The following is a 20,077-nucleotide window of genomic DNA, read 5'->3' as shown; positions in this document are numbered from 1 at the left end:
TAGCCTCGAGTAGAGGATCGAACTCGGGGTGCCCGCCGGACGGAGTATCCGTGCTGACTGACGATGCCACAGTCCCGACTACCGCTGCGGATCGGACTCCGCGATCCGATCGACGGCGTCGGCCAGCACGTCGACGCCGATTCTCAGACTCGCCTCGTCGACGTCGAACGTCGCGGTGTGGTGGCCGCCCGGATGGTCCGTGCCGACGCCGACGTACGCCGCCAGCCCGCCGTTGTCCTGCACTTCGCGCATCAGGAACGTGGCGTCCTCGCTGCCGCCCAGCGGCGCCCGTTCGACGACGTGCTCGACGCCGGCGACGCCCGGGGCGACCGCGGCGACGGCGTCGACGAGCGCCTGATCGCTCTCGGCGCTGGGCGCGCTCGGTCCGACGTCGACGGTCGATTCGCAGTCGTGCATCGCGGCGGCGTTCTCGACCACCCCCTCCGCTTTCTCCAGCATGTAGTCCCGCAACTCGGAGGTCTCGCCGCGCACCTCGCCCTCGATGGTCGCGTGCTCCGCGATGATATTCGAAGCGCTGCCGCCCTCGATCCGGCCGGCGTTCACTCTGGTCCCGCCGTCGGCGTGGCGCGGGATGGCGTAGAGATTCTGGATGGCCGTCGCGAGCGCCTGGTTGGCGTTCCGGCCTTCGTTGGGGGCCGCTCCGGCGTGTGCCGACTCGCCGCGGAACTCGGCGGTCAGGTGCGAGACGGCGAGGAAGTCGTCGATCCCGGCGACGATCTCGCCGGTCGGATGATCGAGGCCGATGTGCATCGCCAGCAGGTAGTCGACGTCGTCGAGGTGGCCGCTCTTCGCCATCGCTCTGCCGCCGCCGATCACCTCCTCGGCGGGCTGGACGAACAGCTTGAACGTGCCCGAAAAGTCGCTGTCGGCGATCCGTTCGAGGACGCCGAGGCCGATCGTGGCGTGGGCGTCGTGGCCGCAGGCGTGCATCGCGTCGTGGATCGATCGGAACCCCTCAGCAGCCGGATGGTGGTCCTCGTCGTCGGCTTCCTCGCGAGGCAGAGCGTCGATATCGACCCGGAGGCCGATCGTCGGCCCCTCGCCGCGCTCCAGGACGGCGACGGCGCCGGTCGTCCCGCCGCGCAGCCGTTCGAGGATGGCGGGGTCGCTGCCTTCGCGCTCGGCCAGCGCGTCCTCGGCCTGCGCGTACCAGCGGTCGAGTTCGGCGTCGTCGGGCACTGCGCTGCGGTGCTCGGGCGCGATGGCGTCGGGGCCGACGTGGAGTTCGTCGACGCCGATCCGTTCGATCTCCTCGACGATGCGGGCCGTCGTGTAGAACTCGCACCACGCGGGCTCCGGGCGGCGGTGGAGGTCGCGTCGCAGTGCCACTAGCGGGTCGCTCTCGGCGCTCTGGCTCATATCGACGCCGTGGCGCGGCGCGTACTTAACAGCACCCCCGAGGGAGGAATGGGAGAGACGGGGAAGCGGGAGAGGAGTGTGGCGAGACGAGGAAGCGGGAGAGCAGAGTGGGGCGAGACGGGGAGAGAAGCGAGCGAGAGGAGTAGAAAGAAGGGGTGACGACGGCTTACGCGCCGGAGCCGACGGGGGTGATCTGCTCGACTTCGACCTCGACGTGGATCGGTTCGGGGAACTCGCGGGCCGCGAGCCGGCGCGCGAGGTCGTCGTGACCGACGATCTCGACTTCGCGGCTGTAGACGGTGTAGTCCCACGAGCCGAGGCGGCCGCCGCCGGTCGTGTCCTTCGACAGCGGCACCTGCATGCGCTGTGTGGTCTTGGAGTGCGGGCCTTTGAGTTCGGCGCCCTTTCGCTCGGCCGTGTCCTTGATGTCCTCGACTTCGCTGTCGAGTACGGCGCGGTCCCCGCTCTGGAGTCGGAGCTTCGTGACGAAGGTCATGGTGGACTACTCTTCGATGCTCCGGGACTAAAAATCCGCCTATCGCCCGCGAGACGCCTGAGAGCGGTTCGCACGGCGTCCGAACCTCCGGACGGCACGCGGATCGTTCGGGATCGTGACCGGGCGGGCCGCATCTTCGGCTGGACGCCGATCGGCCGGACCGGGACCCGTCCTGTCGGGGAGCTGTATTTTGTGCCGTCCTGTCACGGGGCTCCGGTGCCACCGGCGTCGACCGCCCGTGCGCCGCGGTGGCGCGGACCGCGACACACGATCGGTCGACCGGTCCGCCGTCCGATATTCACTTAACGGATGGCCGATTACGTACGGGCAATGACGGTTGAAGCGACGAGCGCGGGCGCGATCCTCTACCGGGACACGCGCGGCCGCCGGGAGTACCTCCTCCTCAAGAGTCGCCCCGGGGACTGGGAGTTCCCCAAGGGCGGCGTCGAGGGCGAAGAGGAACTCCAGCAGACGGCCATCCGAGAGGTCAAAGAGGAAGCGGGAATCTCCGATTTCCGGCTCCTCGACGGCTTCCGCAAGGACTACGACTACGTGTTCGAGGCGAACGGCGAGACGATCCACAAGACGGTCCACCTGTTCGTGGCCCGGTCGTTCGAGGCCAGCGCGGAGCTGTCCCACGAACACCGGGATCTGCAGTGGCGAGACTACGAACAGGCGATCAACACGATCACTCAGGACGGCCCCCGTGAGATCCTCGAGGACGCCCACGTGTTCCTCGACGAACGCGACGACGACGAGGACTGACGCCCCGCGCTCACCGCGTTGCCAGCCCCGGTACGGCGTCCGCCGGACGCGACCGGCGACCGTGTGCCGTTAGCTATCGCTCTCTTCGGAATCGAACTCCAGCGCCGCGGAGTTGATGCAGTAGCGCTTCCCCGTCGGCTCCGGGCCGTCCGAGAACACGTGGCCGAGGTGGCCGCCGCAGCGCGAGCAGATCACTTCCGTACGATCCATCCCGTGGCTGTCGTCGTGACGCGTCTCGACGCTATCTTCGTCGGCGACGTCGTAGAAGCTCGGCCAGCCGCTGTTCGAATTGAACTTGGTGTCCGAGTCGAACAGCACCTGTCCGCAGCCGGCACACTCGAAGCTGCCGTCGTCTTTGACCTCCAGCAGGTCGCCGCTGAACTTCGGCTCCGTGCCGGCTTCGCGCAGGATGCGGTACTCCTCGTCGTCGAGCCGCTCGCGCCACTCCTCGTCGTCCTCGGGCAGGTCATCTGCAGTCTCCTGTGACATTGTCGTGCCCGAGTTTGGGCGCGCGCGAGGAAAGTACTGTCGCTGGTCGGCGCGGTGCGCTCGGTCGCCGCGTAACGTGTTTAGCCCCGGTCACTTTTTTGCCCTCCGTTGACGGTTCTCGTGTGTCGAGCGCACCGACCCCGTCCGAGATCTTCGAAAGATCGGCCGAGGAAGGGAAGCGGCGCCTCGATCAGTCGATGCTGGAGCTGGTATCGACCAGCTTCATCGCGGGGTTCACGATCGTCTTTGGCTTCGCCGCGCTCGGCATCGTCGAGGCGATCGTCAAGCCGCAGTTCGGTGCCCTCGCGACGATCGCCGGCGCGCTCGCGTTCGGCATCGGCTTCACGTTCCTGATCGTCGGCCGTGCGGAACTGTTCAGCGAGAACTTCTTCGATCCGGCCGCGGCGGCGGTCGAGAACGACGATTCGTGGATGGTCGGAGCCCTCGTTCGCCTCTGGAGCGTCACCTTCGTGCTCAACCTCGCCGGCGGCGTCCCGTTCGTGTGGCTGCTGTCGGTCGAGGGCGCGCTGCCCCACGGAGCGCCGGAGGCGCTGACAGTCGTCGCCGAGGATATCGTCCACCGATCCGCGGCCGCCGAGTTCGTGAAGGCGTTCACCGGCGGCGCGCTCGTCACGCTGCTATCCTTTATGCTCGCGGCGGTCGACAGCACCGGGAGCCGCATCCTGATTGCGTACTTCGTCGGCTTTTTGCTGACGCTCGGACCGTTCAGCCACGTCATCGTCAGTATACTGCACGTCATGTTCGGCATCGCGTTCGGCGCACCGATCGGCCTCGCCGAGCTGGCCAGGACGACGGTCGTCGTCACCGCCGGGAACCTCGTCGGCGGGCTCGGGCTGGTGACGATGACCCACGTCACGCAGGCCATGGGCGCCCGCGAGGACGACGACTGACGTCGGGACCGAACTCGTTTTTGCCGCCCGTCGGGTACACCACGCGCATGGACAGGAGCGAGGCCCTCGACCGCGCCACCGAGATCGTCGACGCCGTCGAGACCGAGCGGATGCCGGTCCCCGTCAGGGAGGTGTGGGTGTACGGCGACGTGGCGCTCGGGTTAGATCCGATCGACCGACTGGACGTGTATCTCACCAAGGACGTGCTGTTCGGCGGCGAAGCGGATCGCGAACAGGAGTTCGTCGACTCCCACGGGATCGAGGGCGTCGGCAAGAGCGTGCGGGCAGACTGGGCCGACGAGCATCCGGAGTATCTCCGCGCGAACGCGAACGGCCACGCCGCGCCCGAGAAGTGCCTCGCGGCGCACCTGCTGGAGGACGACGAACCGATCCACCTGGAGGTCTGCAACGCCAGCTTCGAGGACAACGTCACTCGCCGGCTCGAAGGCGCGAAGGCTCGAAGCTCCTGGGAACAACTGCTCGATCCCCGGGCGGCCTGCCTCTGGGCCGAGGGGACCCGCAGCGACGAGGCGATGCGGAAGCTCCGCGAGAGCGAGCTACCGTTCCCGACGCTCTCGGAGTCGCTGGAGATGCTCGGCCTCGACGAAGGCGAAGCCGAAGACGCCGCGAAGGCGCTCCACGAGTGGCGCGCAGACCAGGAGGGCGCAACCGTCCGCGGCGACGTCGTCTGACTCGTCGAGGCTGTTCTCACCACCATCCGATGATCACCGCTCTCGTTCGGGCGATCGTCGGTTCCGGCGAGCGCGTTCCGCTCAGTTTCCGATCCCGAACATCCCGCCATCGTCGTCGTCCGCGTCGCCGTCGACAGCCTCGTCGCCGTCGTCGCTGTCCTCGTTCTCGCGCTGCTCGCGGACGTTGTCCATCGTCGCCTTGAACGCGGCTTCGATCTCGTCCTCATCGTCCTCGTCAGCGACAGCCCCGTCGTCCTCGCCAGCGGCGTTCTCGTGCTCGTGGTCGACTGCGTCGACCTCGTCGTCGAGCGCGTCGGTCTCGACGCCGTCACTCGGGTCGTCAGCAACGCCGGCCGTCGCCTCGCGTTCCCCGTTCTGCTCGTCGGTCACGTCGGCCGTCTCGGCATCCACCGGGGCGCCCATCGCACGGGCACCGTCGTCAGCAGTCCCGAAATCGGCGTCTTCGTCGTCGGTCGGCGCGTCTTCGTCGTCGTTCAGGGCGCTTCCGTCGTCGTCTGGGACGCCCTCGTCGCCATCGTCGTCCGACGAGTCCGCTGCCGACGAATCGCCGTCGGCCGAGTCCTCGTCCCACGAAAACTCGTTTCTCGACGTTCGTTCGGACGGCTGCGCTGCGGCGTCGTCGGCAGCGGACTCGCCGTCGTCCGCAGCCACCGTTTCGGCGGGCGTGCCGTCTGACGCCGCGGCGTCGGCTGGCTGCGCTCGCGGGTCGGCGTCGTCCTGTGCCTGCGAGGGCTGGTCCGGCGCGCGGGGTTCGCCAGTCGCTTCGGCGTCCTGCCGAGACGAAGTCGAGGCAGGGCTCGAAGCGCGTTGCGCTTCGGCGTCCCGACGAGGCGACGCCGAGTCGGGGTTCGCGGAACTCTGTTCCGCGGCGTCCTGCCGAGACGAAGTCGAGGCAGGGCTCGAAGCGCGTTGCGCTTCGGCGTCCCGACGAGGCGACGCCGAGTCGGGGTTCGCGGAACTCTGTTCCGCGGCGTCCTGCCGAGACGACGTCGAGGCAGGGCTCGAAGCGCGTTGCGCTTCGGCGTCCCGACGAGGCGACGCCGAGTCGGGGCTCGACGAGTTGTGCTCGTCGGCGTTCTGCTGAGCCTGCGAAGCGGGGCTCGAAGCGCGTTGCGCTTCGGTGTCCTGCTCGGCTGCTGTAGCGCTCGATCGCTCGTCCGTCCCACCGATGGGTTGCTCGTGAACGACCGGGTCGTCGCCCAAATCCCCGGCGGCGAGCCGGCTCGCGAGTTCCCAGTACACCATCGCCGCCGAGCTGTCGGGGTCGTGGCGGAGTAGCGAGGTTCCCGTCTCGGCGCTCTCGGCGACGGCGTCGTCCTCGGGAACCATCGCGAGCACGTCGGTACCGATGGCTTCGGCCGCGGCTTCGTGGTCGACCTCGGCCCCCTCGGAGATTGTGGTGAACACAGTTCCGAGCACGTCGGCGCCGTGGTAGCGCGTGACCGTCGCCGCGTCCGCAACCCCCGCGATAGCGTCGTCCTGGGGCGTTGCTGTGAGGAGTGCGCCGTCCGCGCGCTCCAGGGCGATCGCGGCGGGAGTGCCGCCCGCGGCGCCGAGATCGACGAGGACGTCGTCGAAGCGCTCGCGGACGCGGTCGGCGGCACGGACCAGCGCGTGCGAGCGCACGTCCGTCGGCGCGGGTGCCGCGTCGCCGCTCGGGAGCACCCGGAGGCCGTGGGCCGTCTCGACCAGCGCGTCGTCGAGATCGGCGTCGCCCCGCAGGACGTCCCGGAGCGTCAGGTCGGGCTCGCCCAGATCGAGCGCCGCGCCGACGCCCTCATCTTCGAAGTCCGCGTCGATCACGGCGACGCGGCGGGACTGCTCGGCCAGCGAGCTCCCGAGCGCGACGGCCGTCGTCGTCGCCCCGACGCCGTCCCGGCCCCCGACGATCGCGTAGACGTTTCCGGTCATCGCTGTTTGCATCTCGGGCGCCCGTAATAAATTGTGGTGCGCATCCTGGCGGTTCGTGCACCGTGGCGGGCGAGCATTTATCTGGGATCGGGAAGCAGACGAAGCTATGCCGTCGACGTCAACCCTCCCGCCCGCAGCGGAGCGGGGCGACGAAGTCGCGATCCTCTCGCCGTCGGCCGGGCTGGCAGCCGAGTACCCCCACGTGTACGAACTCGGCCTCGAACGCCTGCGCGACGTGTTCGACCTCGAACCGGTGGAGTTCCCGACCGCCCGGAAGTCCACGGAGTACCTGCAGGACCACCCCGAGGAGCGCGCCGAGGACGTGATGGACGCGTTCCGGGATTCCGATATTTCGGCGGTGATCGCCACGATCGGCGGGTTCGAGCAGGTGCGGATCCTCGATCACCTCGATCCCGCCGTGCTGCGCGAGCACCCGACTCGGTTTTTCGGGTCCAGCGACAACGCGAACCTCGCGGCGTATCTCTGGCGCGAGGGGATCGCCTCGTTCTACGGCGGCGATCTCATGACGACGTTCGCGATGCAGGGGTCGATGCACGAGTACGCGGTCGAGTACCTCGAACGCGCGCTGTTCGAGGACGCCCTCGGGGAACTACGCCCGGCCGAGGAGTTCACAGACGACGACCTCGACTGGGGCGATCCGGACACTCTGGATCGCCGCAGGGAGCACGAGCCCAACCCGGGCTGGGCGTGGCACGGCCCCGAGACGCGCGTTGAGGGCGTCACCTGGGGCGGCTCGTTCGAGATCGTCGACCTGCAGCTCTCGGTCGACCGGTTCCTGCCGGATCCCGCGCGACTGGACGGCGGCGTCCTGCTGCTAGAGACCTCCGAGGAGCTACCCGAACCGTGGTACCTTCGCCAGGCCCTGCTCGGACTGGGCGAGCGCGGACTGCTCGAACGGTTCGACGCCGTGCTCGTCGGCCGCATCAGGGCCCGATCGCCGACGGTCGAGCGCGACGCCGACGAGCGGGCGGCCTACCGCGAGCGCGTCCGCGAGGCGATGCTCGACGAGATCCGGCGGCACGCCCCGGACGCGCCGGTCGTGTTCGGCGTCGACTTCGGGCACACCGCGCCGACAGCGCCCGTCCCGATCGGCAGGGACGCCGTCGTCGACGCCGAACACGAGCGCATCGCGTTCGAGTAGCCGGAGAGGGGGCGATCGGCCGCGACGCTTCAGTCGTCGCCGTCGACCGCTCCGGCGGTGACGAAGAAGGGGACCGTCTCACGGCGCCGATACTCGCCGTCGGCCATCTGCCCGACGACCTCGCGGCCCATCTCGCGCCACTCGCTCCGGAGGTCGTCGTACTCCGCTTCGGTGAGGTCGCCGGCGAGCATCGTCGGCAGGTCGTCGGCGAGACCGTCGCCCGTCGCCTTGCGCTTGGCGGCGTCGACGTCCCGCTCGGAGTAGGGCGGTTCGACGACGCGCACGTGGTCGTACCGGCGCGTCGTCGGGTCGTCGATCCCGGCCCGCTCGAACGCCTCGCGGGTGCCGGCCGCGCCGAGCGTCACGTCCGTGCCGACGCCGCCGAGGTAGGCGCGGCGCGCCCGGTCGGCGAGCGCGGCTTCGGCGTCGACGCTGGACTCGACGGAGACGGCGCCGTTGTCGGGCTCGATCGCGGCGACGCGGTGGCGGGCCACGCGAGCGAACTCCCGAACTGCGGCGGCGGGATCGGGCAGGTTGATCAGCAGCGCCTGGCAGACAACCAGATCGAACGAGTCGTCGGCGAAGGGGAGCCGCGTCGCGTCGCCGGCCACCGTCGGGACGCGCTCGCGGGCCACAGCGAGCAGCGACGGGTCGGCGTCGACGCCGACCACCTCGCCGTCGGTCTCCTCGGCGAGCACCGCAGAGAGTTCACCGGTGCCACAGCCGACGTCGAGCACCGAGTCCCACCGGTCGAGTTCCAGCGGCGCCAGCGCCGCTCGGGAGTCGTCCCACATCCCCTCGCGGGTGTCGCTGAGGTAGTCGGCCGAGAACTCGCGCACGCAAGACGGTGGCACCGGCTGGCAGTTAAGCGGGGCGGTTCACGGCGTCCCGGGGAGACGCCGCCGGACGCCTCGTCGACGGTCGGGTGTCGATCAGCGCTCGCGCAAGTTCCGCTCGACGTACAGCGAGGCAGCCTCCAGCGTCCCCGCGCTGAGTTCGGTCGTGTGACGCCAGCGGTCGATCCCGTCGACCCCGTCGTGGCGGTAGAACGCCGCGCGGTCGCGACAGCCGCTCCCCGGCCAGGTCGTCTCGCCGATCAGGCCTTGCCCGCCGGCGTAGGATGTCGCCATCGGCGTCACCTCGGCGACGCCGTCGCCGACGCGGCGCACGGTTCCGAGGTTGTGCGAGCAGTCGTTTTCGATCACCGTCTCGGCGGCCGCGTCGTCGAGAAACGGGTGCAAGGCCTCGTGAATCGCCATGTTCTTCGTGACGCCGCGGCCGTCCCAGCGCTCGGTCGCGCCGACGTTGACGACCGCGTATGCGGCGTCCACGTCGCCGACGTAACCGGTCGCCAGGCCGTAGCCGACCTCGTAGTTGAGCGGTTCGGACCACAGCAGGAGGTGACAGACGTCACCGCCGCCGGCGCCGCGCTCGCGGATCGTCTCGCGGAACCCCTCGACCAGCGTCCGGGCGTCCGTGCCGCCCTGCAGGGCGACCCCGGCGCCTGCGTCGAGCTGCCAGTCGACCCGGTCGAGCCCGTCGCGTTCGGCCCCGGCGTAGGTCGCGACGGCGTCGAGGGCGTCGCCGACCGCGCCGTGGGCCGACAGCGTGGGGACCGACCAGCCGCTCCAGCGGTCCGCGGAGTGTTCCAGCCGGGGGTAGGTCCGGACCCGGAGCGTGGCGTCGGGCCCGGTGGTCGCGCCGGGCGTCTCGGGTGCGGTCGCGGCGCTGGGCCGGTGCTCGTCGGAAATCTTCCCCACGTCGCCGAGCGTCGGCCCGAGCGCGGCGGCGCCCAGCGCCGCCAGCATCTCCCGCCGTCCGACGAATCGGCCGTCGCCGTCCGACACACCGACCCGATTCGACGCCGGAGGGTATGAATATGCGGGGGCAAACGGCGGGAGTAGCCGCGCCGGAGATGGCGGTCGCCGGGTACGGTTGCCGTTCGGTCGGAGAAAGCGAGTCGTTCGATTACGCGTCGGTTCCGTGTCGGCTTCGCGTCGCTGCGATTACTCTCGAAGCTCGCGGACGCGCTCGACGTTCCACTCGAAGCCCTTCCCGTCCTCGGAGGGCGTCTCCAGCACGAGCGGCACGTCCGCCAGCTCCTCGTGGTTGATGATTCGTTCCATCCCCTCCTCCCCGATCAGGCCTTCGCCGATGTGGGCGTGCTCGTCCTTGTTCGTGCCACACTCGTGTTTGGAGTCGTTGAGGTGGATGCACTGCAGGTGGTCGAGTCCGACGACTTCGTCGAACTCGGCGACGGCGTCGTCGACGCCCTCGGCCGTCGAGAGGTCGTAGCCCGCCGCGAACGCGTGGGCGGTGTCGACGCAGACGTCGATGTCGAGGTCGGCGCGGTCGATCACGGCCGCGAGGTGCTCGAAGTCGCCGCCGAGCTTGGTGCCGCTGCCGGCGTCGCTCTCGACGAGCACGGTGACGCCGTCGGGCACGTCGAGTTCGTCGAGCGCGCTGGCGGCGTTGTCGAGGCCCTGCTCGACGCCGGCGCCAGTGTGGGCGCCCAGGTGGACGTTGACGTACTCGATGTCGAGCGCGTCGGCGGCGTCGACCTCGGCCTGCATGCTGGCGATCGACTTCTCGCGGAGGTCGTCTTTCGGCGTACAGAGGTTGACGAGGTACGAGGAGTGGATCACCCACGGCCCGTCGAGTTGTTCGAGCGTGCCGTCGCGGAACTGCTCGGCTTCCTCGTCGGCGATATCGGGATCCTGCCAGACCTGCGGCGAGGTCGTGAAGATCTGCCCGCAGTTGCCGCCGACGTCCAACTGTCGTTCGACGGCGTTGTCCACGCCGCCCGCGATCGATACGTGCGCGCCGACTCGGAGGTCGTTCATGTCGCCCCCCAGGCATCCGATCGGCAAAGTTACTTCGGAAGGCGTCGGTACGGCGCGGCGTCGGGACGCGGTCGACTACTCGACGGCGTCCGGAGCGGCCCGCCGGCGCGTCCAGTCGTCGGTCGCGTACTTTTGATCGGCGAGGTCGCGTGCGCGTTCGAGTTCGTCCTCGCTCCAGTCGCCTTCGTCGGCGTCGCACCAGTCGGCCAGCGCGCCCTCCAGCGCGCGCACCGCTTCCTCGCGCGAGATGTCGACGTGCTCGCGGATCGACGTGACGCGCTCGCGGAACGCCTCGGTCGTCGTTTCGGGATCGGCGAAGACGCCGAGATGATTCTCGGGAGCGAGATCGAACGACAGCGAGCCGTGCTGGATCACGGCGTCGCGCTGGCGGTACTGGGCGTTCCCGCTGATCTTCTTCCCACCGGCGAGAATATCGTGGGCCGGATGGATCGCTCGCAGGTAACAACAGGGTTGGTGGACGGCCGGCAGTTCCTCGTCGGCGAACGACGCCGGGACGCCCATGCGCTCGAAGGCGTCGAGTATCGGCTCGCAGAGCAGATCGTAGCTCTCCATCAGGTCGCCCGGCAGCTCGTCGGCCGGCGCGACGACGCTGTAGGAGATGTCGGCGCGCCGATCGTGGTAGATGCCGCCACCGCCGGTCTGGCGCCGCGTGACGCCGATCCCCTCGCGCTCGCAGTACTCCCAGTCGACCGTGTCGGGGTCCTGCCGGTAGCCCAGCGAGAGCGTCGAGGGCTCCCACGAGTACACCCGAACGGTTCGAACGCCCTCCTCGACGGCCGTTCGGGCGGCGACCTCGTCTAACGCCATCGTCGTCGGGCCGTCGCGGGCGCGCTCGGGGAGCAGGCGCCACTCGCGATCCGAAAGCGCGGTCATGGATTCGGCTACGCCGGCACTCGCAAAGTCGGTTGCGACCCGACGGCCGGCGTAGATCCCGACCGGTGGCGTCGTGCGGGTTCCGCGGACTTATGCGACGGTAGCCCCTCGTTCGCGCCAAGAAGATGAAACTCGGACGTTTCCGGCACCCGCAGTTTCGGTTTGCCGACGTCGCCCAGCAGATCGTCGGCGGGTTCCTGCTGGCCGGCCCGTTCGTCGTCACCGAGGAGGTCTGGGGGCTCGCGAGCAACATGAGCCACATTCAGGCGTTCCTGGTCGTCTGCGTCACCGCCGGGATCGGCTACGCGGCGCTGTACGAGGCCGACACCGGCCGCGATCCCGACGCCGAGCAGGAGGTCGTCGGCGTTCCGCTGCGATTCCTCTCGCTGATGCTCGTCTCCTTCGGCTCGGTGGCGCTGCTGGCGATGCTGGTGGACGCCCCGGATACGTTCGTCGAGACGTATCCGAACGGGAGCATGCTCAGGACGATCGAGGTGACGGCCAAGGCAGTCAGCATCGGTTCGGTGTTCTCGGTCGTCGGCGCCGCGACGGCGGACAGCCTGCTGTGAGAACGGCCGGCCGTCACACGACGCCGAAACCGAACTGCGCGTAGGGCCAGAAGAGGTGGACGCCGATCCCGACGACCAGCGCGGGGATCGTCGTGTAGATCGTCGCGACGACAGCCGCCTTCATGTCGATCGCCATCAGGGGGAACAGCGCGTCACCGTCCTGACTGACGGCGTTGGCCGTCAGCGCCGAGAATGGAATCTCGCCGTTGGCGTACACCGACGCGAACACGATCTGGGGCGCGCAGCCGGGGATCAGCCCGAGCGCGGCGCCCGCAATCGGCGCGAGCAGGCCGGCCGCGGCCGCGAGCGCGCCGATATCGATCGCGAAGAGCACCACGGAGTACTCGTAGAGGAGGTAGGCGACGATCACCCAGACGGTGACCATGCTGGTCTCCATCGCGGCGTGCTGGAACGTCTCGTAGGTGCTGCCGAAGGTATCGCGAGCCCGACCGGACGCCCCGTCACCGATCACTCCTCGCCCGACGAAGTACAGGTACGCCGACAGGGTCGTCCCGACCAGCCCGGCGACCGTGAACAGCCCGAAGAACGTGGGCCCGATCTCCATGGCAACCTCCGGAGCGCCCCGCCGGAGGTACTCGACGCCCGCGACGAGGCCGGCGGCCGCGACGATCCACCACGCGACGTGGACCGCGTGGCTGAGCGTGGCGAGCCACTCGCGGTCGGTGTCGGTGCTACTGTCGACGCTGCAACTCGCGTCGGCGCCGCCAGGCACGCTGGGAGCGCCGGTGGCGACGCCGGTCGTCGCGAACCCGCCGTCGGTCATCGGCCGGCCGATCCGTCCGACCGCGCGATCGACGCGGCCGACGCCCAACCCCCAGGCGTCGACGGCGTAGCCGAAGCCGACGCCGGCGACCAGCGCCAGCCCGTAGGCGTAGATCGCCGCCTCGGGCGCCAGCGCGAGGATGACGAACGCCGAGTCGCCCGCCGTCGCCGCCAGCGCCGCGACGACGGTGCCGAAGCTGACGCTGCCCCGGACGTACAGCGGCATCGCGACGATCGCGCCGCCACAGCCCGGCGTCAGGCCGAGCAGCCCGCCCGCCAGCGGCTGGAGCCGCTCGTTGTCTTCGAGATAGCGGACCAGTTTGCCGTCCGTCCGATACTGGACGTAGCTGAACAGCACGACCGTGATCGCGACGAACGCGCTGACCTGCACGAACCCGTCGCGGACGGAGTACACGAAGATCTCCGCCGCCTCGTCGACGCCGATCATCGGGACCACCGCCGACCCGTTCGACCGGGTGAAGTTCTTCTGCCTAATCCAATCTTTAGACGCATCTAATTCTAGCTCCGCGTCGGACGGCTTAGTAGTTTCGCACCGAGACAAACGACCGGTCAGGCGGTTCGATCCACGGAAAACAGCGCAAAGACCCCGATAGCGGCCGAATTCATCCACTGTTGTCGACGAAGAAAAAGACGCTCACGGGAACCGGGGACCGGGAGAGCGAGCGCCGTCAGGCGTCGTCGTCGCTCTCGCCGCGTCGGCGTCGCGCCGCGAGCGCGCCGCCGGCGGCGCCCGCGAGTCCCGCGCCGACGCCGAAGCCGGGCAGGCCGCTGTCCTCTTCGGATTCGTCGTCCGATCCGTCGGTCGAGTCATCGTTCGACCCGCCGTCGGAGTCACCGGCCGATCCATCGTCGGAACCGGAGCCGTCGCTCGAACCGCCGCTCTCGGAGCTATCGTCGCCGGTTCCGTCGTCACCGGTCCCGTCTTGGCCGTCGTCGTCGTCGCTCCCGCCGTCGCCGGAATCGCTGTCGTCGCCCGAATCGCCCTCCGAGTCATCGTCCGGCGCGCCGTCGGTCGCCGGGTCGAACACCCAGACGCCGTCGTTGGGGTAGGTGCGGTTGTACTGCGAGGCGTCCTCGCACAGCAGGACGCGGCCGTCGTCCATCACGAGCACGTTGTCGATGTTGATCGGCGCGTCGTCGATCACGGGCTCGGGATCGGAGGCGTCGGCGCCGACGACGACCGGCTCCAGCGTCGAGATGCCATAGTCGTCGTCGAGCTTCGCGCGGTAGACGACGCCGCCGTCGACGCGTTGCAGTCGGATGTCGCCCGCGTCGTCGCTCATGCCGGCGTTGAGTTCGGAGATCCCGAGATAGACGTAGTCGCCGGGCTCGGCGCCCTCGACGCTGTCGACGCCCTCGGCCTTCCGGAACTCGACGGTCGCGCCGATCTCCTTGGCGGCGGCGCGGGTTTCGAGGAACGGGACTTTGCGCAGGTCCTCGTCGACGCCGTCGGGGCCGTCTTTCTCGTACTGCTTGGCCCACGCGGCGATCTCCTCGTCGGTGACGTAGTCGCGGTTCCCGTCGCGGGCGACCGCCTCGTCGGCTTCCCGCAGCGCGGCGTCGAGATCGTCCTGCCAGTCGGTGTCGGCGTGGGTTTCGAGGTAATCCTCCTGGGTGATGCCGTCGTACGCCTCGATCCAGGTCTCGACCTCGCCGTTGCTTGCGTGACCCAGCTCGACCCACTCGATCTCCAGATCGACCGCGGCGGGCGGGCGCTCGTTGGCGGCTTTTTCGTTGGTCACCGTGGCGACGTGGAGCGTTCCCGCGACGTTCGCCGGGTCGTCGTAGCTCGGGAACGGCTCGTCGGCGACGAACTTGTAGATCCCCTTGTTCTCGCCGTCGGAGGTGAGATACACCGTCTTCTCGTCCTCCTGAAAGTCGGGCGCCTCGAACGCGGCTCGGCCCATGCACCAGTGTTTGACGGGCGTCGGATCGTCGACCGGGTCGCGGATCTCGACGATGTAGCCGTACCGGTAGGGGTTGGGGTAGCCCTCGCCGATCGGCGTGCGGTCGTTGCCGCCGTCGTCGGTCTGATCGACCGGGTCGGCGCCGAGGTAGTACGCCAGCAGTTCGACGCCGGTGAGCGCCCAGCTCCCCTGCAGGTACCACGAGTCGTCGCCGAAAATCTCGTCGACGGCGTCCTGCACGGTCGAGGGGTCCGGGCGGTTCCAGAACGCGGCAGCGCCGCGAAGCCCGACGCCGCTGTCCGCGTCGACGATGTCGCCGGTCGTCGCGGCGGGGGCGAGCCGCGGGTGGGCGTAGTTCTCCTCGGCGGACATCGGCGTGTCCCAGGGACTCAGGTCGCCGTAGCAGTTGATCCGCGTCCCGCCGAGTTCGCGGAACGCCTCGGCGTTGACGAGATTCGTGGTGTTCTCCAGATCGGCGCTCCACGAGCCGTTCTCATCGCGGCTGATCGGCATCCGCGTGATGCTGCCGGGGCTGGTCTCGACGTTCGTGAAGAGATACCCCTCCGACCCCTCGTCGTTCGTCGCGACGAACTGGTTCATGTCCGGGTTGTAGCCGAAGTTGCCGTACCGGGTGCCGGCGAACGTCGCGATGTCCTTCCCCTCGGGGGTCTGGGGATGCCCGAACTTCTCGGCGCCGCCGTTGATCGGGTCGCCCTCGCGAGCGAGGTGCTTGAACTCGCCGTCGGCGACGCGGACCTTGCTCTGCTCCTCGTCGGTCTGGGGTTTGGCCAGTTCCTCGAAATCGTCGCTGTCCCCGTCGAGGTCGAACTGGAACCCCTCGACGACGCCGACGCCGGCCTTCTGGAAGGGACCGGGATTGTCGCGGCTGGGGTGCTGGTTCGAGAAGATCAGTTCGTTCGTCCCGGTGACGAAGGGGCCGGTGAACTCCGCGCCGAAGGCGACGTGAGCGAACCGCTTGAGTTCGCCGTCGGACCACGGCGCGTCGGGCGTGTCGCTGTCGTCTTGCGCGCTGGCCAGTCCCATCGCGGAGGCGCCGAGCGCGGCGGCGACCGAGCTCGCCATCAGGTTGCGGCGGTTGAGTTGGACCATCCGGGTGGACCGTCTCGGGACCCTACGAAAGCGTTTTATAATATCTGTAAGTCTGTCTAAAATTATATCGAACTGATCGGTGACGGTCCGTCCCCGTCAGTACCGGTTCGTACGCGACGGCGCGCCCGCTCGGTGCCACGGCCTCTCGGCGACGCCGCCGCTGGGCTGGCAGTCGCGACGGCGGCGTCGACGCGGTCGCAAAAACGAACGTCGAGGGTTACTCCATCCCGCGCTCGCGGGCACGCTCTCGGATGGTCTCGGCGCGCTCGCCGACCCACGAGACGTAGCGCTCGGCCTTCGCGCGGTCGACGCCGAGGAACGACGCGACCCAGTTGACGTCGATGCCGGGCCGGGTCAGCAGGTACGCCGCGAGCGTGTCCTTGCCGCCCTGGAAGATCGCGGGCGGCACGCCGTGCTCGCCCGTCCCCTCCTCGCGGAACCCGTTGACGTCGAAGAACACGTCCGCGTACAGGCGCGCCGTCTCGAGGTCGTCGAACTGGACGTCGACGTGGGCCGGCGCTTCGAACCGGTAGCGCTGCTCGTCGTCCGGGCCGGCGCGCTCGACGATCCTGACGTTCAGGACGTAGCTCTCGACGGTCGTCTCCTCGGGATCGGTCGCACGCGCCGCGTCCGAGCGTGACATACGAGAGTCGAGCGCGGCGAGTAACTTGAGGGTCAGTAATTGTGGGTCGTACGGCTCCATACCGACCGGGAGCGGTCGATAGCCGTAGCGAATTCGGATCGGCGTCGCGGCCGATCCTTCGCGGGTCGGCGTCGCGACGGCGTCGTCGTTGCTCAGGTGCGGTCGGCGTCGGGACGGCGTCGATGCCGACGCTCACTCAGGCGCGCTTGGCGTCGACGACCTCGTAGCCGATGTTCTGGTCGCGAAGCTTGTCCGTGTGGGCCGACAGCTCCGCCGTCGAAGCGAGCAACAGCACGTCCAGCCCCTTCGTCGCGGCCTCCTGGACGGCCGGCGCGGTGCCAAAGCGGACGTCCGGATCGAGGTCGGCCGCGTCGGCAGCCGCGAGCGCCTCGGTGCCGGCGGTGGCGATCAGATCGTGGTCGTCGGCCAGATCGGCCACCGTTTCGGCGTCGACCGCGGAACTGCCGCCGTCCCGCACTCTGGGGACGGCGACGGCCGTCACCGTGCCGAGATCGTAGTCGACCACGCCCTCGAAGTTCGTCACGCCGACGTCCCGATCGGGCTCGGCGTCGGTCACCGCGACCGCGGTCGCGCTCCCGGTCCCGCCGGCCATCGCGCGCAGGACGCCGTCCTGCATCGTCAACGAGACGGTCTCGCCCTCCTCGATCTCGGTGGTGGCGATGGCGGTCTCGATCTCGACCTCGCCGATGACGTCCTCGGAGACGTGCTGGACGAACGAGCGCAACTCGTCGGTCTGTGAGATGAGCCAGTCGACGCCCTCCTTGGTGACCTCGTAGCGCCCGCGGCCCTGCTTGTCGACCTGGCCCTGCTCGATCAGGTCCTGCAGGTAGTCGCTGACGGCCTGGGACGTGACGCCGATGGCGTCGGCGATCTCCTGCTGGCTCACCGCCGGCTGGCGCTCCGCGATCTCGACCAGGATCTGATACCTGGTCGCGTTCCGCTTGCTCTGGAGAACGCCCGACCCGTCGGCGTCCCCCGCATCCCGTGACATGGTGGGCACTGCGGGACGACAGCACAAGTATGTTTGGAGTATCTCCGACAGAATTGCCTTGAGAGACGATCTACCGCCGTTTTAGAAATTCAGTTTGTCTTAATACAACCAAAATTGTTTTACGGCCTACTATCGTTGTACTGCGTGATGTCGCGCGTATCGCTGCCTCACGACGCGAAGGCCGGGCCGACTAAGCCGGAGGTCCGGGCCGTCCTGCTCGCCAAGCTCGACCTGGCGCCGTCCGACCACTTCGTCGAGGTGGGCTCCTGTACAGGAGCCGTCACCGTCGAAGCGTCGCGGCGCGCCGGTCGCGTCACCGCGCTCGAACGCAAGCCCGAGCGGCTGGCGACCACACGCAAGAACCTCGTCGCGAACGACGCCGAAGACGGCGTCGACCTCCGCGAAGCCGAGGCCCCCGAGGGGCTGCCCGAGGACGCCGACGCGCTGTTTCTCGGCGGCAGCCGCAACTACGAGGCGGTGCTCGACCACGCCGCCGAGACCGGCGTCGACCGGGTGGTAATGAACGTCTCCCGACTGGAGGTTGCCGGCGCGGCGACCGAGGCGTTCCGCGAGCGAGACCTGCTGGACGACGTCGTTCAGTTTCAGGTGAGCCGCGGCTACGAGCTCGCCGGCGCGACGAGCTTCGACGCGGACAACCCGGTGTACATGCTGGTCGGCGGGGTCGATGCGGCTGACACTGACGACGAACTCGCGGCCGACGGAGGGCGGCAATGACGCTGTACGGCGTCGGACTCGGCCCCGGCGAGGCCGACCTGGTCACCGTGCGCGGGCAGCGCGTCCTCGAAGACGCCGACGTGGTGTACTCGCCGGGCCGGCTGTCTCGATCGGTCGCGACCCAGCACGTCCCCGAAGAGCGCATCGGCGATCTGGAGTTCCCGATGACCCGCGACGAGGACGAGCTCCGCCGCGCGTGGAAAGATGCCGCCGCCGAGATCGCGCCGCGAGCGCGCGATGGCGACGCCGCGTTCGTCACGCTGGGCGACCCGAACGTCTACTCGACGTTCGGCCACCTCCGGCGGACGCTGGCGGCGTTCCACCCCGAGGTCGAGCTGACGGTCGTCCCCGGCGTCAGCGCCGTCACCGCGTTCGCGACGGCTCTGGGCGTCGAGATCACGGCAGGGGCGAATCTCGCGCTTCGGGAAGCCGCCGGCGGCGCCGCGCCGACAGGGCCGGACCGTCTGCTCCTGTTCAAGGTGACCGACGCGCCCGCGACCCACGAGGGGCTCGTCGAGGCGGGCTACGAGGTGACCTACGGCCGCCGGCTGTTCATGGAACAGGGCGAGACCGTCGTCACCGACGACCCGACCGAGCTCGACGAGCGAGACTACTACACGCTGGCCTACGCCGCGAATCCCGAGCGTCGCGTCGAGCAGGCCACCGACGCCTTCCTCGAAGCGGCCGACGACGCGGGCGTCGTCACCGACGGCGGTGCGCAGGATCTCGCCCGACAGGAGCGCTCCGAGGGCGCGCTCTGCGGCGACGACGCGGAGGTGCACCGATGAGCGACGAGACCGACCCGCAGGTCGCCATCGACGCCGCGGCCGGCGATCGCGACGATCGCGTCTACGAGTACAGCGCCGGCGACGAGCAGGACGGAATCCCTTTCGTCGGGGCCGGGCCGGGCGATCCGCGGCTGCTGACCGTCGCGGGGCGCGAACTGCTGGCCGACGCCGACCTGGTCGTTCACGCCGGCTCGCTGGTCAACAGCGAGCTGCTGGCGGAGTACTGCGCGGACGCCGAGACGGTCTCCTCGATCGGCAAGGACTTGGAGGAGCTGATTCCGCTGATGCGGGACGCCTACGAGGGCGGCGACGCCGTCGTCCGACTCCACAGCGGCGACCCGGCGATCTACGGCGCGGCGCTGGAACAGATGGACGCGCTGGAACACGAGGGGGTCCCGTCGTACATCGTCCCCGGCGTCACCTCGGCCTTCGCCGCGAGCGCGACGCTGCGGACTCAGCTGACGCTGAACGAGGTCGCCAACCACGTCGCGTTCACCCGCCCGCAGGGGAAGACCCTCGACGAGGACGAGGATCACATCTCCGAGTTCGTCGGGATGGGCGACGTGACGACCTGCATCTACCTGGGGACCCACGCCGTCGGCGACGCGATGGAGCGCCTGCTCGACGACGGTCACGATCCCGAGACGCCCGTGGCGGTCGTGTACCACGCCTCGTGGCCCGACGAGGACGTCATCGAGGGGACGATCGCGACGATCGGCGAGAAGGTCGAGGACGCCGGCTACCGGGCGTCGGCGATGGTCGTCGTCGGCGACGCGGTCGGCGGCGAGGACTACGAGCGATCCTTCCTCTACGGCGACTGGGCCGACCGGGGAAGCGATTCACAGGAGGCTGACGACTGAGATGTCATGGAGATCCTGCAATGAGCGACGAAGTTCACGAGAACGACCTGAAAGCCCCCGGTCGCTACGCTCCCGCGGACGCGCC

Annotated in this window: 20 protein-coding genes; 8 read left to right on the top strand and 12 right to left on the bottom strand. The window is 69.3% G+C overall.

Features of this window, described 5'->3' with window-relative positions; genetic code table 11:
- Positions 1–78: 78 nt before the first annotated feature.
- Complete coding sequence (locus NO931_RS17725; protein WP_256393693.1) at positions 79–1,380, bottom strand: amidohydrolase; 1,302 nt, start codon at positions 1,378–1,380, stop codon at positions 79–81.
- Positions 1,381–1,546: 166 nt separating this feature from the next.
- Complete coding sequence (locus tag NO931_RS17720; protein WP_256393692.1) at positions 1,547–1,876, bottom strand: uS10/mL48 family ribosomal protein; 330 nt, start codon at positions 1,874–1,876, stop codon at positions 1,547–1,549.
- Positions 1,877–2,206: 330 nt separating this feature from the next.
- Here NO931_RS17720 and NO931_RS17715 point away from each other — a divergent pair, with 330 nt between their 5' ends.
- Positions 2,207–2,641 (top strand): bis(5'-nucleosyl)-tetraphosphatase, encoded by a 435-nt coding sequence (locus NO931_RS17715; protein WP_256393691.1) that lies wholly within the window; start codon positions 2,207–2,209, stop codon positions 2,639–2,641.
- Positions 2,642–2,710: 69 nt separating this feature from the next.
- Here NO931_RS17715 and msrB read toward each other — a convergent pair whose 3' ends face one another.
- Complete coding sequence (gene msrB / locus NO931_RS17710) at positions 2,711–3,130, bottom strand: peptide-methionine (R)-S-oxide reductase MsrB (RefSeq protein WP_256393690.1); 420 nt, start codon at positions 3,128–3,130, stop codon at positions 2,711–2,713.
- A 122-nt stretch (positions 3,131–3,252) separates the two neighbouring features.
- Here msrB and NO931_RS17705 point away from each other — a divergent pair, with 122 nt between their 5' ends.
- Positions 3,253–4,041 carry a formate/nitrite transporter family protein gene (locus NO931_RS17705; RefSeq protein WP_256393689.1) on the top strand — a complete coding sequence of 263 codons (789 nt, stop codon included), beginning with the start codon at positions 3,253–3,255 and terminating at the stop codon, positions 4,039–4,041.
- Positions 4,042–4,088: 47 nt separating this feature from the next.
- Positions 4,089–4,733 (top strand): DUF7095 family protein, encoded by a 645-nt coding sequence (locus tag NO931_RS17700; RefSeq protein WP_256393688.1) that lies wholly within the window; start codon positions 4,089–4,091, stop codon positions 4,731–4,733.
- 81 nt (positions 4,734–4,814) lie between these two features.
- Here NO931_RS17700 and NO931_RS17695 read toward each other — a convergent pair whose 3' ends face one another.
- Positions 4,815–6,665: a nucleotide-binding protein gene (locus NO931_RS17695; protein ID WP_256393687.1), complete on the bottom strand. Its 1,851-nt coding sequence runs from the start codon at positions 6,663–6,665 to the stop codon at positions 4,815–4,817.
- A 106-nt stretch (positions 6,666–6,771) separates the two neighbouring features.
- Between NO931_RS17695 and NO931_RS17690 the strand changes: the two genes are divergently transcribed.
- Positions 6,772–7,827 (top strand): S66 family peptidase, encoded by a 1,056-nt coding sequence (locus tag NO931_RS17690; RefSeq protein WP_256393686.1) that lies wholly within the window; start codon positions 6,772–6,774, stop codon positions 7,825–7,827.
- A gap of 29 nt (positions 7,828–7,856) precedes the next feature.
- Here the strand turns inward: NO931_RS17690 and NO931_RS17685 are convergent, their stop codons facing one another.
- From NO931_RS17685 to NO931_RS17670, 4 genes are all read right to left on the bottom strand, one after another.
- Positions 7,857–8,666, bottom strand: a complete 810-nt coding sequence (locus NO931_RS17685; protein ID WP_256393685.1) for a class I SAM-dependent methyltransferase — start codon at positions 8,664–8,666, stop codon at positions 7,857–7,859.
- Positions 8,667–8,759: 93 nt separating this feature from the next.
- Entirely contained in the window at positions 8,760–9,674 is a 915-nt protein-coding gene (locus NO931_RS17680; protein ID WP_256393684.1) for a hypothetical protein, read from the bottom strand.
- 159 nt (positions 9,675–9,833) lie between these two features.
- On the bottom strand, positions 9,834–10,670 hold the full coding sequence (locus NO931_RS17675; protein WP_256393683.1) for a deoxyribonuclease IV: 837 nt from the start codon (positions 10,668–10,670) through the stop codon (positions 9,834–9,836).
- Between the two features lie 75 nt (positions 10,671–10,745).
- The gene (locus tag NO931_RS17670) at positions 10,746–11,564 is read right to left on the bottom strand and encodes a lipoate--protein ligase family protein (RefSeq protein ID WP_256393682.1); all 819 of its coding nucleotides are present in this window, start codon (positions 11,562–11,564) and stop codon (positions 10,746–10,748) included.
- Between the two features lie 125 nt (positions 11,565–11,689).
- Between NO931_RS17670 and NO931_RS17665 the strand changes: the two genes are divergently transcribed.
- Positions 11,690–12,133 (top strand): DUF2391 family protein, encoded by a 444-nt coding sequence (locus NO931_RS17665; protein ID WP_256393681.1) that lies wholly within the window; start codon positions 11,690–11,692, stop codon positions 12,131–12,133.
- Between the two features lie 13 nt (positions 12,134–12,146).
- On the opposite strand, the gene NO931_RS17660 is transcribed toward NO931_RS17665, so the two are convergent.
- From NO931_RS17660 to NO931_RS17645, 4 genes are all read right to left on the bottom strand, one after another.
- Positions 12,147–13,364, bottom strand: coding sequence for a putative manganese transporter (locus NO931_RS17660; protein WP_256393680.1), 1,218 nt, complete (start codon positions 13,362–13,364; stop codon positions 12,147–12,149).
- A gap of 241 nt (positions 13,365–13,605) precedes the next feature.
- On the bottom strand, positions 13,606–15,954 hold the full coding sequence (locus NO931_RS17655) for an alkaline phosphatase PhoX (RefSeq protein WP_256393679.1): 2,349 nt from the start codon (positions 15,952–15,954) through the stop codon (positions 13,606–13,608).
- A gap of 217 nt (positions 15,955–16,171) precedes the next feature.
- On the bottom strand, positions 16,172–16,597 hold the full coding sequence (locus NO931_RS17650) for a hypothetical protein (RefSeq protein WP_256393678.1): 426 nt from the start codon (positions 16,595–16,597) through the stop codon (positions 16,172–16,174).
- 196 nt (positions 16,598–16,793) lie between these two features.
- On the bottom strand, positions 16,794–17,609 hold the full coding sequence (locus NO931_RS17645) for a DUF7839 domain-containing protein (RefSeq protein WP_256393677.1): 816 nt from the start codon (positions 17,607–17,609) through the stop codon (positions 16,794–16,796).
- Between the two features lie 147 nt (positions 17,610–17,756).
- On the opposite strand from NO931_RS17645, the gene cbiT reads away from it, so the two are divergent.
- Genes cbiT through NO931_RS17630 form a run of 3 tightly spaced genes read left to right on the top strand, consistent with a single transcriptional unit; the run spans position 17,757 to position 19,992 of the window.
- Positions 17,757–18,344 (top strand): precorrin-6Y C5,15-methyltransferase (decarboxylating) subunit CbiT, encoded by a 588-nt coding sequence (gene cbiT / locus NO931_RS17640; protein ID WP_256393676.1) that lies wholly within the window; start codon positions 17,757–17,759, stop codon positions 18,342–18,344.
- Positions 18,341–19,132, top strand: coding sequence for a cobalt-factor II C(20)-methyltransferase (locus tag NO931_RS17635; RefSeq protein ID WP_256393675.1), 792 nt, complete (start codon positions 18,341–18,343; stop codon positions 19,130–19,132). Before cbiT ends, NO931_RS17635 begins: the two co-directional genes overlap by 4 nt.
- Complete coding sequence (locus NO931_RS17630; RefSeq protein WP_256393674.1) at positions 19,129–19,992, top strand: cobalt-precorrin-4/precorrin-4 C(11)-methyltransferase; 864 nt, start codon at positions 19,129–19,131, stop codon at positions 19,990–19,992. Before NO931_RS17635 ends, NO931_RS17630 begins: the two co-directional genes overlap by 4 nt.
- The last annotated feature ends 85 nt before the right edge of the window (positions 19,993–20,077 follow it).

The organism is Natronoarchaeum rubrum, from assembly GCF_024494695.1.
This window is presented reverse-complemented; position numbering and strand designations above follow the sequence as displayed.

Bases quoted from the DNA above. Each gene is read 5' to 3' on its own strand.
- NO931_RS17700 (WP_256393688.1), top strand. From the start codon at position 4,089: ATGGACAGGAGCGAGGCCCTCGACCGCGCCACCGAGATCGTCGACGCC.
- NO931_RS17645 (WP_256393677.1), bottom strand. From the start codon at position 17,609: ATGTCACGGGATGCGGGGGACGCCGACGGGTCGGGCGTTCTCCAGAGC.
- NO931_RS17670 (WP_256393682.1), bottom strand. From the start codon at position 11,564: ATGACCGCGCTTTCGGATCGCGAGTGGCGCCTGCTCCCCGAGCGCGCC.
- NO931_RS17655 (WP_256393679.1), bottom strand. From the start codon at position 15,954: ATGGTCCAACTCAACCGCCGCAACCTGATGGCGAGCTCGGTCGCCGCC.
- msrB (WP_256393690.1), bottom strand. From the start codon at position 3,130: ATGTCACAGGAGACTGCAGATGACCTGCCCGAGGACGACGAGGAGTGG.
- cbiT (WP_256393676.1), top strand. From the start codon at position 17,757: ATGTCGCGCGTATCGCTGCCTCACGACGCGAAGGCCGGGCCGACTAAG.
- NO931_RS17630 (WP_256393674.1), top strand. From the start codon at position 19,129: ATGAGCGACGAGACCGACCCGCAGGTCGCCATCGACGCCGCGGCCGGC.
- NO931_RS17695 (WP_256393687.1), bottom strand. From the start codon at position 6,665: ATGACCGGAAACGTCTACGCGATCGTCGGGGGCCGGGACGGCGTCGGG.
- NO931_RS17725 (WP_256393693.1), bottom strand. From the start codon at position 1,380: ATGAGCCAGAGCGCCGAGAGCGACCCGCTAGTGGCACTGCGACGCGAC.
- NO931_RS17650 (WP_256393678.1), bottom strand. From the start codon at position 16,597: ATGTCACGCTCGGACGCGGCGCGTGCGACCGATCCCGAGGAGACGACC.
- NO931_RS17715 (WP_256393691.1), top strand. From the start codon at position 2,207: ATGACGGTTGAAGCGACGAGCGCGGGCGCGATCCTCTACCGGGACACG.
- NO931_RS17660 (WP_256393680.1), bottom strand. From the start codon at position 13,364: ATGATCGGCGTCGACGAGGCGGCGGAGATCTTCGTGTACTCCGTCCGC.
- NO931_RS17690 (WP_256393686.1), top strand. From the start codon at position 6,772: ATGCCGTCGACGTCAACCCTCCCGCCCGCAGCGGAGCGGGGCGACGAA.
- NO931_RS17635 (WP_256393675.1), top strand. From the start codon at position 18,341: ATGACGCTGTACGGCGTCGGACTCGGCCCCGGCGAGGCCGACCTGGTC.
- NO931_RS17720 (WP_256393692.1), bottom strand. From the start codon at position 1,876: ATGACCTTCGTCACGAAGCTCCGACTCCAGAGCGGGGACCGCGCCGTA.
- NO931_RS17675 (WP_256393683.1), bottom strand. From the start codon at position 10,670: ATGAACGACCTCCGAGTCGGCGCGCACGTATCGATCGCGGGCGGCGTG.
- NO931_RS17665 (WP_256393681.1), top strand. From the start codon at position 11,690: ATGAAACTCGGACGTTTCCGGCACCCGCAGTTTCGGTTTGCCGACGTC.